A 16909-nucleotide genomic window follows, 5' to 3' on the forward strand; every position below is an offset into this window, starting at 1 on the left:
CATGTTACGTATTGCAGACAAAACATTTGAATCCCATCTTTTCACCGGTACCGGCAAATTCGCCGCCCCGGAGGTGATGGTTGAGGCGATTCGCGCCTCGGGCAGCCAGCTGGTCACCCTGGCGATGAAGCGCGTCGATTTACGTCAGCACAATGACGCCATCCTCGCCCCGCTGTTGACGGCGGGAGTCAGCCTGCTGCCGAATACCTCGGGCGCCAAGACAGCGGAAGAGGCGGTGTTTGCCGCCCGCCTGGCGCGGGAAGCCTTGGGCACCCACTGGCTGAAACTGGAGATCCACCCGGACGCCCGCTGGCTGCTGCCCGACCCGATTGAAACCCTGAAAGCGGCGGAGCTGCTGGTTCGCGAAGGGTTCGTGGTGCTGCCCTACTGCGGCGCCGACCCGGTGCTGTGTAAACGGCTGGAAGAGGCTGGCTGCGCGGCGGTGATGCCCCTGGGCGCGCCGATCGGCTCCAATCAGGGGCTGGAAACCAAAGCCATGCTGGAGATTATTATCGAGCAGGCGACGGTGCCGGTGGTGGTCGACGCCGGCATCGGCGTCCCAAGCCATGCGGCGCAGGCGCTGGAAATGGGCGCGGACGCGGTGCTGGTCAATACCGCTATTGCCGTCGCCGACGATCCCGTGGCCATGGCCCACGCTTTCCGTATGGCGGTCGAGGCCGGCTTGCTGGCCCGTCAGGCCGGACCGGGGGCGCGCAGCGCGCAGGCGCAGGCCACCAGCCCGCTCACCGGATTCCTGGAGGCGCTGGCATGAAAACCTTCAGCGATCGCTGGCGGCAGCTGGAGTGGGACGACATCCGCCTGCGCATCAACGGTAAAACCGCCGCCGATGTCGAACGGGCGCTGGCGGCCAAACAGCTGACCCGCGACGACATGATGGCCCTGCTTTCGCCGGCGGCGGCCGGGTATCTTGAACCTCTGGCCCAGCGCGCGCAGCGGCTTACCCGTCAGCGCTTCGGCAATACCGTCAGCTTCTACGTGCCGCTGTATCTTTCCAACCTGTGCGCCAACGACTGCACCTACTGCGGCTTCTCGATGAGCAACCGCATTAAGCGCAAGACGCTGGATGCTGCCGAGATTGCCCGCGAGTGCGCCGCGATCCGCGACCTGGGCTTTGAGCATCTGCTGCTGGTGACCGGTGAGCATCAGGGCAAGGTGGGAATGGATTATTTCCGCCAGCACCTGCCGGCAATCCGCAGCCAGTTTGCCTCGCTGCATATGGAGGTGCAGCCGCTGGCGACCGACGAGTATGCCGAGCTGAAAACCCTGGGGCTCGACGGGGTGATGGTCTATCAGGAGACCTATCACGAAAGCATGTACGCTCAGCACCACCTGAAAGGGAAAAAGCAGGATTTCTTCTGGCGGCTGGATACGCCGGATCGCCTGGGCGAGGCGGGGATCGATAAGATCGGCCTTGGCGCGCTGATCGGCCTTTCCGACAGCTGGCGGGTGGACTGCTTTATGGTCGCTGAGCACCTGCTGTGGCTGCAGCAACGCTACTGGCGCAGCCGCTATTCGGTCTCCTTCCCGCGTCTGCGTCCCTGCGCCGGCGGCATTGAACCGGCCTCGCTAATGGATGAGCGTCAGCTGGTGCAGACCATCTGCGCCTTCCGCCTGCTGGCGCCGGAGGTTGAGCTGTCGCTATCCACCCGCGAATCCCCCTGGTTCCGCGACCGGGTGATCCCGCTGGCGATCAATAACGTCAGCGCCTTCTCCAAAACCCAGCCCGGGGGTTACGCCGACGACCATCCGGAGCTTGAGCAGTTCGCGCCGCACGATGACCGTCGGCCTGAAGAAGTCGCCAGCGCGCTGGCTGCCCGCGGCCTGCAGCCGGTGTGGAAAGACTGGGACAGCTGGCTGGGACGCGCCTCGCAAACCTCATGATGTACAGTGTAAGCGCCTGATATTTTTGCGCGCCTGCACGAGAGATGAAAAACGGAGGCTGGCCCGCCAGGCGCCCTTTTTCTATTCTGCCCTGGTCAGCAGCGGACGCTGACCAGGGCGAACCTTTTCTTCCTCATTTTCGCCCTGCCTCTCCGCGCTGATCGAGGGCCTGTACATTGTCGCCGAATATAAATCACGATACATGAAGGCCTCAGAGTTATAATTGAGCAATAGTTAACTGATTCGATCGGCAGGCGTCGCAGTCGCAACCTGCGTTCGGACCCATGGTTTATACATCCGGGACGATTAACGATTCATGGCTCTACACAACAGAAAGCTCTCTTTCACGACGCCGATCGTCGTGGGGTTTGCCGGCATCTTGCTCAGTTTTATGCTGATCGCTATTTTTGTCACCCTGGCGCAGCGAAAAGATTTTCTTGAAGATTATCACGACATTAACCGCAACTTTACCCACAACCTGGCGATCAACTACACGGAAACCCTGCTGCGGGAAAATGATTTTATTCTTGGGCGCGCGGTCGCCTTCTTTGCCCGCAATGACGAACTGAATCGCGCAGTCAATGTGGAACCGGAGAAAGGGTTAACGACGCTGATGCAGTTACAGAACATGATGCCGAGCGTCTCATCCATCTCGCTGGCGGATACCGAGGGCCACTATCTGCGCGCCCCGGAGGTGCTGGAAAATGAAGACAGTCAGGCTTTCGATCCCAGAACGCGGCCCTGGTTTATCAAACAGGCGGAAGCCAGCACCTTCAGCCACTACACCAGCCCATATATGGATTTTTTTACCCACCATCCGACGATTACCATTTTCAAACCCATCATCACCCCGGAGGGGAAACTCAAGGGCAGCCTGGCCTTTCATCTCGATCTCACCTCCATGGGGTTCGCGCTGCGCCAGATGGTGGCCCCCGTACAGGGCGAGTTTTTTGTGGTGCAGCGTGATGGCAAAGTGGTCCTGCACTCCGACCCTGGCGCACTGTTTAAACCCTTCGTCAGTAATGAGCTGATGGATAAAATGACCAGCGGCGAGGGGCAGCTTTACGATCCCGGGAACGACACCTGGTATTACTATTACTCCTTTACCAATCCCGACTGGTTTGTGATTTTCCGTGTCGATAACACCACCCTGGTTAATCTGACGCGCCATGAAACCAATTTAGTGATCGGCGGTTTCGCCCTCGCGGCGATCATCATCATCCTGTTCGGCCTTTATCTGCGTCATGCCTCCCGCACCGTGCTGATGAATATCATCAATGCGATTAAAACCGGCGACGTCAAACGCGCCCCACGCCTCGAGGCGATGCTGAGTAAAGCCATTGAAACTAACAAGCAGCGCGAACTGACCTACGTCCGCCAGGCGACCATTGACGCGCTCACCGGCTGCAAGAACCGCCGCGCCTTCGACAGCGATATTGCCGCGCTGATGAACGATCATCAGCCGTTCGCCCTCGCGCTGGTCGATATCGATAACTTTAAATCGATCAACGACACCTGGGGTCACCTCAACGGCGATATCGTTCTGCGTAACGTCGCCCGCGAAGGGCTGCAGGTCCTCCAGCCGCTGGAGATATCCCTCTATCGCTATGGTGGTGAAGAGTTCGCGGTGGTCTTTCCTGCCGAACATATTGATAACGCCCGCACGCTGCTGGAAACATGGCGGGTAAACGTCGAACGGCGCACCTGGCGCGAAGATGGCCTGACGGTCACCTTCAGCGCCGGGCTGGGGGAATGGAACATGGAGCCGCTGGATAAACTGGTGGTGAGCGTCGATGAAGCGCTGTACAAAGCCAAACAGCAGGGTAAAAACCGCATCCTGCGCGCCTAGGGCTTTAGCGCCGCAACCGCCCACTTCGGTGGGCTTTTTTATTTTTTCCGGCAAAAATGAAACCGGTTTCAATTTTTGTGTGATGACTTACACACAATCACGGTAAAGCGGTTGTCGCATCGCCAGGGCCGCGATAAACATAAGACATCACGGAACACAAGGGCCACTGACTATGAAGAATATCGTTTTGTGCTGTGCCGCCGGTATGTCTACCAGCATGCTGGTTCAGCGTATGCAAGATGCCGCGCAGAAGAAAGGTGTTGAGGTCTCAATCAAGGCCGTACCGGTCGCCGAGTTTAAAGATAATCTGGCCGCCGCCGACATTATTCTGCTCGGCCCGCAGGTGAAATATGAGCAGGCGAAGCTGCAGGCGCTGGCCGACCCGTTCGGCAAAAAGGTCGCCGTGATCGATATGATGGACTACGGCATGATGAAAGGTGATGCCGTTCTGGATAAAGCCCTTAAGATGCTGGAGTAATCGATGGAAGATTTAGAAACGATCATCATGGAGCTGCTGGTTAACGCGGGTTCTGCGCGCAGCGCGGCGCTGACGGCGCTACAGCTGGCGCGGAAAGGCGATTTTGCCGCAGCGGAGCAGGCCATGGCCGAGTCCCATGAGTTCGTCAAACATGCGCATAAAATTCAGACCCAGCTTATCGGCCTGGATGAAGGCAGCGGTAAGTTACCGGTCAACCTGATCACCGTGCATTCTCAGGACCATCTGATGAACGCCATGGTCATTCAGGATCTGGCGACCGATATGATTGAACTATACCGTCGCCTGCCCCTCGCGCAATAATCTCTCGAATTGAACGGGCGTCGCTGCCGGCGCCCGTCCCCGCTTACAGAAAGCCGTACATCGCAGCGAATACCCAGCCAAAAACGCAGGAGACGCCAACGCCGATGAGCCCGGGCAGGATAAAGCTGTGGTTAATCACAAAGCGGCCAATATGGGTGGTCCCTGAGCGGTCAAACTGGATCGCCGCCAGATCGCTGGGGTAGGTCGGCAGAATATAGTAGCCATAGCAGGCCGGCGCAGAAGCCACGATATAGGCCGGGTCGACGCCGATGGCCAGGGCCACCGGAACAATCGCCGCCAGCGCTGCCGCCTGCGAGTTTACAAACTTCGAAACCAGCAGCAGCACGATGGCATAGGCCCATGGATACTCTTTGACCATCTCCCCGAGCACGCCTTTAATTTCGGTCATGTGAGCGCCAAACATGGTCTCCGCCATCCAGGCGATGCCGTACACCGCGACGATAGCGATCATTCCCGAACGAAAGACCTCATTTTTGGAAATCGATGCCGGGTTGGTTTTAGTAATGATGATGATCAGCGCCCCGGAGAGCAGCATAAACATCTGGATCACCAGCACCATCGACAGCGGTTTACCGTCAAAGGTCGGACGCAGTTCAGAGAAGGCGCCGAGCAGCGCCACCACAGCGATGGAGGCCAGAAAAATCCACATCGCTATCCAGTTGCTGGTGGGCAACTTTCTATCCAGCAGCGTCGCCGTATCGCCATAGACGTAATGGCGGTTCTCCGGTACCGCAATAAACGCCTGGAAGGCTTCGTCTTTATCCAGATCTTTGCCACGGAACCAGCTGAAGATGCCAATGGCTAAAATGCCCAGCAGCGTGGAAGGAATGGTTATCGCCAGCAGATCGAGAAACTCGAGATGTTTACCGTTAAAGGTAAAATTCCCCAGCATCGCCACCAGCGAGACCACCGCCACCGAGACCGGGCTGGCGATGATCCCCATCTGGGCGCCAATGGAGCTGGCGGCCATCGGACGCTCCGGGCGAATGTTATTCTTAATCGCCACATCGTAGATAATCGGCAGGATGGTATACACCACGTGACCGGTACCGCAGAGGATAGTCAGCGTGCAGGTGACGAAAGGCGCCACAATAGAGACATATTTTGGGTTTCGCCGCAGCAGCTTCTCGGCAATCTGCAGCATGATATCCAGGCCGCCGGACGCCTGCAGCGTCGCCGAGGCGGCCACCACCGCAATGATCACCAGCATCACATCAACCGGCGGTTTACCCGGCTGGAGATGAAAAACAAAGACGAGGATCACTAAACCGATGCCGCCCAGCAGCCCCAGCGCAATACCGCCTTTTCGGGCACCATAAAACAGACAAATTAAGATAATAATGAGTTGTATCGCGAATTCCATGCAGCCCCCAGAGCCTGTCCGCTCAGACCTAAAGTAATGATCCCTACCTGCCTGCCGGGATTATTTCTGCGCCTTGTTGGGGGAAGCATGAGATGCAGCGATCCCTCTCCAGGCCGTCGCGCCGAAGATAAAGCAGCAGCAGTAATCCCATGATTCATCAGGTATTTTGAATATATCCTCTTTAAATTGTTTATTTTTTGATATGAGTAGAAGTTTTACCCATATATAAAGAAAGGTTTTTGAGGTGAAAGGCTAAAGGATATTTTTTATGAATTAATTGCTAAAAAATTGCATCCTGGATATAGCGTAAATGTAATTAAAGACGGGGACTGCGGAGAACAGGCAATAAAAAAGCCGGTCAGGAAACCTGACCGGCTTTTTAGCAGTGCATCAACGATTAATCGTTGTCAGAACCGCCCAGACCTGCGTTCAGCAGCTCTGCCAGGTTGGCAGATGCTTCTTCCACGCTCACCTGCGGTGCCGCCGGCAGTTCGCCAGCAGCGCGACGGCGCATACGATCCTGGTGGTACGCATAACCGGTACCGGCCGGGATCAGACGACCCACGATGACGTTCTCTTTCAGACCGCGCAGTTCGTCGCGTTTGCCCGCAACGGCTGCTTCGGTCAGCACGCGAGTGGTCTCCTGGAACGATGCCGCGGAGATGAAGGACTCGGTGGCCAGAGACGCTTTGGTGATACCCAGCAGATCGCGGGAGAACGTTGCGCCCACTTTGCCGTTCGCTTCCAGTTCGCGGTTCGCGATCTTGACGCGGGAGTATTCCACCTGCTCGCCTTCGAGGAAGTCGGAGCTGCCTGCGCTTTCGATGGTGGCTTTACGCAGCATCTGACGAACGATAACTTCGATGTGTTTATCGTTAATCTTAACGCCCTGCAGACGGTATACGTCCTGGACTTCGTTAACAATGTAACGGGTCACAGCATGTACGCCACGCAGACGCAGAATGTCGTGCGGTGCTTCCGGGCCGTCGGAAACTACGTCACCACGTTCTACACGTTCACCTTCGAACACGTTGAGCTGACGCCATTTCGGAATCATCTCTTCGTACGGCTCGCTACCGTCTACCGGGGTGATAACCAGGCGACGTTTCCCTTTGGTTTCTTTACCGAAGGAAATGATACCGCTGATTTCAGCCAGGATAGCCGGCTCTTTCGGACGACGTGCTTCGAACAGGTCCGCAACGCGCGGCAGACCACCGGTGATGTCCTTGGTACCGCCGGATTCCTGCGGAATACGCGCCAGGGTGTCACCAGAGCTGATCTGTACGCCATCTTCCAGCTGAACAATCGCTTTACCCGGCAGGAAGTACTGAGCAGGCATATCGGTACCTGGGATCAGAACGTCGTTGCCCTGAGCATCAACGATTTTCAGCGCCGGACGCAGATCTTTACCACCTGCGGTACGTTCTGCAGAGTCCAGAACCACCAGCGAAGACAGACCGGTCAGCTCGTCGGTCTGACGAGTAATGGTCTGGCCGTCGATCATGTCAGTGAAGCGGATAAAACCACTCACTTCGGTGATAACCGGCATGGTGTGCGGATCCCAGTTTGCGACGGTTTCACCGCCGGCAACCTGCTCACCGTCGCCTTTCGCCATAACCGCACCGTAAGGCACTTTATAGCTCTCTTTGGTACGACCGAATTCGTCGATCAGCTTCAGCTCGGTGTTACGAGAAGTGATAACCAGTTTACCGCTGGAGTTCACAACCGACTTCGCGTTGCTGAGCTTGATGCTACCTTTGTTTTTCACCTGGATGCTGGATTCAGCAGCCGCACGAGATGCCGCACCACCGATGTGGAACGTACGCATCGTCAGCTGTGTACCCGGCTCACCGATGGACTGTGCCGCGATAACGCCGATAGCCTCACCTTTGTTGATGATGTGGCCACGCGCCAGGTCACGACCATAGCAGTGCGCACATACACCAAAGTCGGTGTCACAGGATACAACGGAACGCACTTTGACGGAGTCAACGGAGTTCGCTTCCAGCAGGTCACACCAGTGCTCGTGCAGCAGCGTGTTGCGTGGAACCAGAATATCCGCAGTACCCGGCTTCAGCACGTCTTCCGCCGTCACACGACCCAGTACGCGATCGCGCAGCGGCTCTTTAACGTCGCCACCTTCGATAACCGGCGTCATAGTGATGCCTTCCAGGGTGCCGCAGTCGTCTTCAGTGACGACCAGGTCCTGGGCAACGTCGACCAGACGACGAGTCAGGTAACCGGAGTTCGCTGTTTTCAGTGCGGTATCCGCCAGACCTTTACGCGCACCGTGCGTGGAGATGAAGTACTGGAGTACGTTCAGACCTTCACGGAAGTTCGCGGTGATCGGCGTTTCGATGATGGAGCCATCCGGCTTCGCCATCAGACCACGCATACCGGCCAGCTGACGAATCTGTGCAGCAGAACCACGCGCACCGGAGTCGGCCATCATGTAGATGCTGTTGAAGGAAACCTGCTGCTCTTCCTGACCGTCACGGTTAATCACGGTTTCGGTTTGCAGGTTATCCATCATCGCTTTGGATACACGATCGTTCGCCGCAGCCCAGATATCGATAACTTTGTTGTAGCGTTCGCCCGCGGTCACCAGACCGGACTGGAACTGTTCCTGAATCTCAGCAACTTCCGCTTCCGCTTCGCTGATGATTTCGTATTTTTTCTCCGGGATGACCATGTCATCGATACCAACGGATGCACCTGAACGCGCTGCGTAAGCAAAGCCGGTGTACATCGTCTGGTCCGCGAAAATAACGGTCGGTTTCAGGCCCAGAATACGGTAACAGGTGTTCAGCATCTTGGAGATCGCTTTCTTACCGAGCGCCTGGTTCACGATAGAGAACGGCAGACCTTTCGGTACGATCATCCACAGAATGGCACGGCCAATGGTCGTGTCTTTCAGGCTGGTTTTCGCGACAAACTCACCATTGTCGTCTTTTTCGTATTCAGTGATACGCACTTTAACGCGCGCATGCAGAGAGGCCAGGCCGGCGCGATAAATACGCTCAGCTTCTTTCGGGCCAGTCAGCACCATGCCTTCGCCTTTGGCGTTAACACTGTCACGGGTCATGTAGTACAGACCCAGTACAACGTCCTGAGACGGAACGATGATTGGTTCGCCGTTCGCCGGGGACAGGATGTTGTTGGTAGACATCATCAGCGCACGCGCTTCCAGCTGGGCTTCCAGCGTCAGCGGTACGTGAACAGCCATCTGGTCACCATCGAAGTCGGCGTTGTATGCCGCACAAACCAGCGGGTGCAGCTGGATGGCTTTACCTTCGATCAGAACCGGTTCGAATGCCTGGATACCCAGACGGTGCAGGGTCGGCGCACGGTTCAGCAGGACCGGGTGTTCGCGGATCACTTCGTCCAGGATATCCCAAACGACAGCTTCTTCGCGCTCAACCATTTTCTTAGCGGCTTTGATGGTGGTGGCCAGGCCACGCAGTTCCAGCTTGCCGTAGATGAACGGTTTGAACAGCTCCAGCGCCATTTTCTTCGGCAGACCGCACTGATGCAGACGCAGGTATGGACCTACGGTGATAACAGAACGACCGGAGTAGTCAACACGCTTACCGAGCAGGTTCTGACGGAAACGACCCTGTTTACCTTTGATCATATCGGCCAAAGATTTCAGAGGACGTTTGTTAGAACCGGTGATCGCACGACCGCGACGACCGTTGTCCAGCAGGGCGTCAACCGCTTCCTGCAGCATACGTTTTTCGTTGCGTACGATGATATCCGGCGCAGCCAGATCCAGCAGACGTTTCAGACGGTTGTTACGGTTGATCACGCGACGATACAGATCGTTGAGGTCAGACGTCGCGAAACGACCGCCATCCAGCGGAACCAGCGGACGCAGATCTGGCGGCAGTACCGGCAGAACGGTCAGGATCATCCACTCCGGCTTGTTGCCAGACTGTACGAAGGCTTCCAGCAGCTTAATGCGCTTGGTCAGCTTTTTACGCTTGGTTTCGGAGTTGGTTTCGTTCAGCTCTTCACGCAGCTGCTCGCACTCCTGCTCCAGATCCATATTGCGCAGCAGCGCCTGGATCGCTTCCGCACCCATCTTCGCGTCGAATTCGTCACCGAACTCTTCCAGCGCGTCCAGGTACTGTTCTTCCGTCAGAATCTGGTTGCGTTCGAGGTTGGTCATGCCGCCTTCGATAACCACATAGGATTCAAAGTACAGTACACGTTCGATATCGCGCAGCGGCATATCCAGCAGCAGGCCGATACGGGACGGCAGGGATTTCAGGAACCAGATGTGGGCAGTCGGACATGCCAGCTCGATGTGGCCCATGCGCTCACGACGCACTTTAGTCTGGGTCACTTCAACGCCGCACTTCTCACAGATCACACCGCGGTGTTTCAGGCGCTTGTACTTACCGCACAGGCACTCATAGTCTTTTACCGGCCCAAAGATACGGGCGCAGAAAAGGCCGTCACGCTCAGGTTTGAACGTACGGTAGTTAATGGTTTCCGGCTTTTTAACTTCACCGAAAGACCATGAACGGATCATGTCTGGCGAAGCCAGAGCAATTTTGATCGCATCAAACTCTTCGGTTTTAGTTTGCGCTTTCAGAAACTTTAATAAGTCTTTCACGGATTTGCTCCCGTCGGAGTTAGCACATTCCACTGCCGGGCGTTAACCCGGCAGCAGTGACCTGTTTGAGCGAGAATTACTCGTCTTCCAGTTCGATGTTGATGCCCAGCGAGCGAATTTCTTTCAACAGTACGTTGAAGGATTCCGGCATGCCCGGTTCCATCTGGTGATTGCCGTCCACGATGTTTTTATACATCTTAGTACGACCGTTCACGTCATCAGACTTAACGGTGAGCATTTCCTGCAGGGTGTAGGCTGCGCCGTATGCTTCCAGCGCCCACACTTCCATCTCACCGAAGCGCTGACCACCGAACTGCGCCTTACCACCCAGCGGCTGCTGAGTCACCAGGCTGTAAGAACCGGTGGAACGCGCGTGCATTTTGTCGTCGACCAGGTGGTTCAGTTTCAGCATGTACATGTAACCCACGGTTACCGGACGCTCGAACTGCTCACCGGTGCGGCCGTCGAACAGGGTGATCTGACCGGAAGTCGGCAGGTCGCCCAGCTGCAGCAGCGCTTTAATTTCCGCTTCTTTCGCACCGTCGAACACCGGCGTTGCGATCGGCATACCTTTACGCAGGTTTTCAGCCAGACGCAGAACTTCTTCATCGCTGAAGGTATTCAGGTCAACTTTCTGACGAACGTCAGCGCCCAGATCGTAGGCACGCTGGATGAACTCGCGCAGTTTCGCGACTTCCTGCTGCTGTTTCAGCATGGCGTTGATCTTATCGCCGATGCCTTTCGCAGCCATACCCAGGTGAGTTTCCAGGATCTGACCGATGTTCATACGAGACGGTACGCCCAGCGGGTTCAGGACGATATCTACCGGCGTACCGTTAGCATCGTGCGGCATATCTTCGATCGGGTTGATCTTAGAGATAACACCCTTGTTACCGTGACGACCTGCCATCTTGTCACCAGGCTGGATACGGCGTTTAACGGCCAGGTATACCTTAACAATCTTCAGCACGCCCGGTGCCAGATCGTCGCCTTGGGTGATTTTGCGGCGTTTCGCTTCGAGTTTTTTCTCGAACTCGTGTTTCAGTTCGTCGTACTGCTCAGCCAGTTGTTCCAGCTGATTTTGTTTCTCTTCGTCAGTCAGGCCCAGTTCCAGCCAGCGATCGCGCGGCAGTTTATCGAGCTTCTCAGCTTCAACGCCACCGGAGACCAGCACCGCGTAGATACGACTGAACAGACCGGCTTCGAGGATCTGCAGTTCTTCAGACAGGTCTTTTTTGGCCTGCTTCAGCTGCATCTCTTCGATTTCCAGCGCACGTTTATCTTTTTCTACGCCGTCACGGGTAAAGACCTGAACGTCGATAACGGTACCAGAGACACCGTTCGGTACGCGCAGAGAAGAGTCTTTAACGTCAGACGCTTTCTCACCGAAGATCGCACGCAGCAGTTTCTCTTCCGGCGTCAGCTGGGTTTCACCTTTCGGCGTAACCTTACCAACCAGAATGTCGCCGCCGGTCACTTCCGCACCGATATAAACGATACCGGACTCATCCAGTTTGGAGAGCGCAGCTTCACCCACGTTCGGGATGTCAGCGGTGATCTCTTCCGGCCCCAGCTTGGTGTCACGGGACACGCACGCCAGTTCCTGAATGTGGATAGTGGTGAAACGGTCTTCCTGGACAACACGCTCGGAAACGAGGATGGAGTCTTCGAAGTTGTAGCCGTTCCACGGCATGAACGCGACGCGCATGTTCTGACCCAGCGCCAGCTCACCGAGGTCGGTGGACGGGCCGTCGGCCAGCACGTCGCCGCGCTCGATAGGTTCGCCCAGGGACACGCAAGGCATCTGGTTGATGCAGGTGTTCTGGTTAGAACGGGTGTATTTGGTCAGGTTATAGATGTCGATACCCGCTTCGCCCGGGTACATCTCGTCTTCGTTAACTTTGATAACGATACGGGAAGCATCCACGTACTGAACGGTACCGCCGCGCTTAGCAACGGCAGTAACGCCGGAGTCGACGGCTACAGCACGTTCCATACCGGTACCAACCAGCGGCTTATCAGCGCGCAGAGTCGGAACGGCCTGACGTTGCATGTTCGCACCCATCAATGCACGGTTGGCGTCATCGTGTTCCAGGAACGGGATCAGGGACGCACCGACGGATACCACCTGCTGGGTGGATACGTCCATGTAGTCAACCTGGTCGCGGCTGAACAAGCTGGATTCGCCTTTGCTACGGCAGGTCACCAGATCTTCTACGAAGTGGCCGTTTTCATCCAGGTTGGAGTTCGCCTGAGCGATAACGTAGTTGCCTTCTTCGATAGCAGACAGGTAGTGAATTTCGTCGGTAACCACACCGTCGGTCACTTTACGATACGGCGTCTCAAGGAAGCCATATTCGTTGGTCTGCGCGTATACGGACAGGGAGTTGATCAGACCGATGTTCGGACCTTCAGGCGTTTCGATTGGACATACGCGACCGTAGTGAGTCGGGTGTACGTCTCGAACTTCGAAGCCTGCGCGCTCACGGGTCAGACCGCCTGGGCCGAGTGCGGAGATACGACGTTTGTGCGTGATCTCAGACAGCGGGTTGTTCTGGTCCATAAACTGAGACAGCTGGCTGGAACCAAAGAACTCTTTCACTGCTGCGGAAATCGGCTTGGCGTTGATCATATCCTGAGGCATCAGGGTATCCAGATCGCCCAGAGACAGACGCTCTTTCACCGCACGTTCTACACGTACCAGGCCAACGCGGAACTGGTTTTCCGCCATTTCGCCAACGGAACGGATACGACGGTTGCCGAGGTGGTCGATATCGTCCACTTCGCCTTTACCGTTACGGATATCGATGAGCTTCTTCATCACTTCGATGATGTCGTCTTTGCTCAGGATACCGGAACCTTCGATTTCGTCGCGCAGCAGAGAACGGTTGAACTTCATACGACCAACCGCGGACAGATCGTAGCGGTCTTCGGAGAAGAACAGGTTCTCAAACAGGCTTTCAGCGGCTTCACGAGTCGGCGGCTCGCCAGGGCGCATCATGCGGTAGATTTCTACCAGCGCGCTCAGACGATCGTTAGTCGGGTCGACGCGTACCGTTTCAGAGATGTATGGACCGTGGTCCAGATCGTTGGTAAACAGCGTTTCGATGCGCTTGTGGCCAGACTGGCTCAGCTTAGCCAGCAGATCCAGGCTCAGCTCCATGTTCGCCGGGCAGATCAGTTCGCCAGTCGCTTCATCGATATAGTCTTTAGCCGCCACTTTGCCCGCGATATATTCAACCGGCACTTCGATATGCTTGATATCGTCTTTTTCCAGCTGACGGATATGGCGAGCCGTGATGCGACGGCCTTTCTCAACGTACACTTTGCCGTTGGCTTCGATATCGAAGGAGGCGGTTTCACCGCGCAGACGCTCCGGAATCAGCTCCATCTGCAGCTTGTTGTCGCGAATTTCAAAGACCACTTTTTCGAAGAACAGGTCAAGGATCTGCTCAGTGGTGTAATTCAGCGCGCGCAGGATGATGGTAGCCGGCAGCTTACGACGACGGTCGATACGAACGAACAGGTTGTCTTTCGGGTCGAATTCGAAGTCCAGCCAGGAACCGCGGTAAGGGATGATACGTGCGTTATACAGAACCTTACCGGATGAGTGAGTCTTACCTTTGTCACTGTCAAAGAAGACGCCCGGGCTACGGTGCAGCTGAGAAACGATAACACGCTCGGTACCGTTGATGACGAAGGTACCGTTGTCGGTCATGAGCGGGATTTCGCCCATGTAGACTTCTTGTTCTTTAATGTCTTTGACGGTGCCTTCCGGCGCTTCGCGCTCGTAGATCACCAGACGCAGTTTTACGCGCAGCGGTGCAGAGTAAGTCACGCCACGGATCTGACATTCTTTAACGTCAAAAACCGGTTCGCCCAGACGGTAGCTGACGTATTGCAGCTCGGAATTACCGCTGTAGCTCTGAATCGGGAACACGGAACGGAAAGCAGCTTCCAGACCGTACTGCCCTTCAGGATCTTGCTCGATAAACTTCTGGAACGAGTCAAGCTGGATAGAAAGGAGATATGGCACATCCAGAACTTGTGGACGTTTACCAAAATCCTTACGAATACGTTTTTTCTCGGTATAGGAGTAAACCATAGGGTTCCTCAGCTCGCTGACAAGTCGACCCATCTGCCCGCAGAGGGCAGTTTTTTATGCAACACTATTTTGTTGACCGGAAAATGGAACACTTTCCGCAATGCCTGTTGCTATCACGCTTAAACCATTTCATTGCGATTTACACAGCCCAGGAACCCTAACCTGTCGCAGTATATTAAGTCGTCGATAGAAACAAGCATTGAGAGGCAAACCAGTAGTCAAACAGCGTGAAACGCTACTGGCGCCTTACAGCGCAAAAAGGCTGGTGACCAAAAAGTCACCAGCCTCAGCCTGATTTCTCAGGCTGCAACCGGAAGGGTTGGCTTATTTAACTTCAACTTCAGCGCCAGCTTCTTCCAGAGATTTTTTCAGAGCTTCAGCGTCGTCTTTGCTGATGCCTTCTTTCAGTGCAGCCGGAGCAGATTCTACCAGGTCTTTAGCTTCTTTCAGACCCAGGCCAGTCGCGCCACGTACTGCTTTGATAACAGCAACTTTGTTAGCGCCAGCAGCTTTCAGAATTACGTCGAATTCAGTTTTTTCTTCAGCAGCTTCAACCGGGCCAGCAGCTACAGCTACAGCAGCAGCAGCGGAAACACCGAATTTTTCTTCCATTGCAGAGATCAGCTCAACAACGTCCATTACGGACATAGCGGATACTGCTTCAATGATTTGATCTTTAGTGATAGACATTTAAATTGTTCCTGAATATCAGAATAAGTTTATACGTAAGCGAATGCTTTACAATGATAACTGCGATTAAGCAGCTTCTTTCGCATCGCGTACAGCAGCCAGAGTACGAACCAGTTTGCCAGCCGAAGCTTCTTTCATGGTTGCCATCAGGCGTGCAATTGCTTCTTCGTAGGTCGGCAGAGTTGCCAGGCGGTCGATCTGCGACGCCGGGATCAGCTCACCTTCAAAGGCAGCGGCTTTGACCTCAAATTTTGCATTCGCTTTCGCGAACTCTTTGAACAGACGAGCAGCAGCGCCCGGGTGTTCCATAGAGTATGCAATCAGGGTCGGACCAACAAACGTGTCTTTCAGGCACTCGAACTGAGTACCTTCAACGACGCGGCGCAGCAGGGTGTTACGAACAACACGCATGTATACGCCAGCTTCACGACCTGCTTTACGCAGTTCAGTCATTTTATCTACAGTTACGCCACGGGAATCCGCAACTACTGCAGACAGCGCGCCTTTGGCTACTTCGCTGACTTCAGCAACAATCGCTTGTTTGTCTTGAAGATTTAAAGCCATTAGCTTTGCTCCTGGATGTTTGCCAGAGCCTATGCCCTGGAACTCACTTCACTCAATTCAACGAAAAGAGCGTCTAAATACGGTGAGCAGAAACAAGCCAGAATATCCAAAAATAATCTTAGCGTTCTGTCACCGTCTACGCAGGGGATTAAGTTTCTTGCGAAACACCTGCGGTCTTCGACGGAGGCCTGGATAGGCCAGGCTCCAACGAACAATTCGGTTACCTGCTAACCATCGTTAGCAAACGTGGGCGAAAATTGTAGACAAATTCGCCGCCCACGTAAAGGTATTAGTTTGCAGAAGCGTTCAGGCCAGCCTGATCTACTGCAACACCTGCACCCATGGTGGTGGAGATGCTAACTTTCTTGATGTACACGCCTTTCGCCTGAGTCGGTTTTGCTTTTTTCAGCGCAACCAGCAGAGCTTCCAGGTTTTCTTTCAGTTTGTCAGCGTCAAAGTCCACTTTACCGATGGTGGTGTGGATGATGCCGTTTTTGTCGTTACGGTAACGAACCTGACCTGCTTTCGCGTTTTTAACCGCTTCAGCAACGTTCGGAGTTACGGTACCCACTTTCGGGTTCGGCATCAGGCCACGCGGACCCAGAACCTGACCCAGCTGGCCAACAACGCGCATTGCATCCGGGGAAGCAATAACAACGTCAAAGTTCATTTCGCCTTTTTTGATCTGCTCAGCCAGATCTTCCATACCTACCAGCTCAGCGCCTGCAGCTTTAGCAGCTTCAGCGTTTGCGCCCTGGGTAAATACGGCTACGCGAACGGAACGGCCAGTACCGTGCGGCAGTACAGTTGCGCCACGGACGTTCTGGTCAGATTTACGCGCGTCGATGCCGAGGTTAACGGCAACGTCTACGCTTTCGGTAAATTTAGCGGTGGCCAGCTCTTTCAGCAGAGCGATGGCTTCGTTGATGTCGTACTGTTTAGTTGCATCAACTTTCTCACGGATCACGCGCATGCGCTTGGTCAGTTTAGCCATT

The 16909-nt window shown here is 55.2% G+C and carries 11 protein-coding genes; 5 read left to right on the forward strand and 6 right to left on the reverse strand.

Annotation, left to right across the window (positions count from 1 at the left end; genetic code table 11):
- The first annotated feature begins 1 nt into the window (after position 1).
- The 5 genes from thiG (at position 2) to LGM20_RS24260 (ending at position 4550) form a co-directional block, all read left to right on the forward strand.
- Positions 2-772: a thiazole synthase gene (gene thiG, locus LGM20_RS24240; RefSeq protein WP_044524902.1), complete on the forward strand. Its 771-nt coding sequence runs from the start codon at positions 2-4 to the stop codon at positions 770-772.
- Positions 769-1902, forward strand: coding sequence for a 2-iminoacetate synthase ThiH (gene thiH, locus LGM20_RS24245; protein ID WP_023291594.1), 1134 nt, complete (start codon positions 769-771; stop codon positions 1900-1902). Before thiG ends, thiH begins: the two co-directional genes overlap by 4 nt.
- Positions 1903-2218: 316 nt before the next feature.
- The gene (locus tag LGM20_RS24250) at positions 2219-3751 is read left to right on the forward strand and encodes a sensor domain-containing diguanylate cyclase (RefSeq protein WP_044524893.1); all 1533 of its coding nucleotides are present in this window, start codon (positions 2219-2221) and stop codon (positions 3749-3751) included.
- Positions 3752-3968: 217 nt separating this feature from the next.
- Entirely contained in the window at positions 3969-4229 is a 261-nt protein-coding gene (locus LGM20_RS24255; RefSeq protein ID WP_004198931.1) for a PTS sugar transporter subunit IIB, read from the forward strand.
- A gap of 3 nt (positions 4230-4232) precedes the next feature.
- On the forward strand, positions 4233-4550 hold the full coding sequence (locus LGM20_RS24260) for a PTS lactose/cellobiose transporter subunit IIA (protein ID WP_004206755.1): 318 nt from the start codon (positions 4233-4235) through the stop codon (positions 4548-4550).
- Between the two features lie 43 nt (positions 4551-4593).
- On the opposite strand, the gene dcuB is transcribed toward LGM20_RS24260, so the two are convergent.
- From dcuB to rplA, 6 genes are all read right to left on the reverse strand, one after another.
- Entirely contained in the window at positions 4594-5934 is a 1341-nt protein-coding gene (gene dcuB, locus LGM20_RS24265) for an anaerobic C4-dicarboxylate transporter DcuB (RefSeq protein WP_044524892.1), read from the reverse strand.
- A 397-nt stretch (positions 5935-6331) separates the two neighbouring features.
- Positions 6332-10555: a DNA-directed RNA polymerase subunit beta' gene (gene rpoC / locus LGM20_RS24270; RefSeq protein WP_004206757.1), complete on the reverse strand. Its 4224-nt coding sequence runs from the start codon at positions 10553-10555 to the stop codon at positions 6332-6334.
- A gap of 76 nt (positions 10556-10631) precedes the next feature.
- Complete coding sequence (gene rpoB / locus LGM20_RS24275; protein WP_004206758.1) at positions 10632-14660, reverse strand: DNA-directed RNA polymerase subunit beta; 4029 nt, start codon at positions 14658-14660, stop codon at positions 10632-10634.
- Positions 14661-14984: 324 nt separating this feature from the next.
- Positions 14985-15350 (reverse strand): 50S ribosomal protein L7/L12, encoded by a 366-nt coding sequence (gene rplL, locus LGM20_RS24280; RefSeq protein WP_002884142.1) that lies wholly within the window; start codon positions 15348-15350, stop codon positions 14985-14987.
- 66 nt (positions 15351-15416) lie between these two features.
- Positions 15417-15914: a 50S ribosomal protein L10 gene (gene rplJ / locus LGM20_RS24285; protein WP_001207203.1), complete on the reverse strand. Its 498-nt coding sequence runs from the start codon at positions 15912-15914 to the stop codon at positions 15417-15419.
- A 289-nt stretch (positions 15915-16203) separates the two neighbouring features.
- Positions 16204-16908, reverse strand: coding sequence for a 50S ribosomal protein L1 (gene rplA / locus LGM20_RS24290; protein WP_002884036.1), 705 nt, complete (start codon positions 16906-16908; stop codon positions 16204-16206).
- Position 16909 lies beyond the last annotated feature (1 nt).

The sequence above is a fragment of the Klebsiella quasipneumoniae subsp. quasipneumoniae genome (assembly GCF_020525925.1).
GTDB lineage: Bacteria > Pseudomonadota > Gammaproteobacteria > Enterobacterales > Enterobacteriaceae > Klebsiella > Klebsiella quasipneumoniae.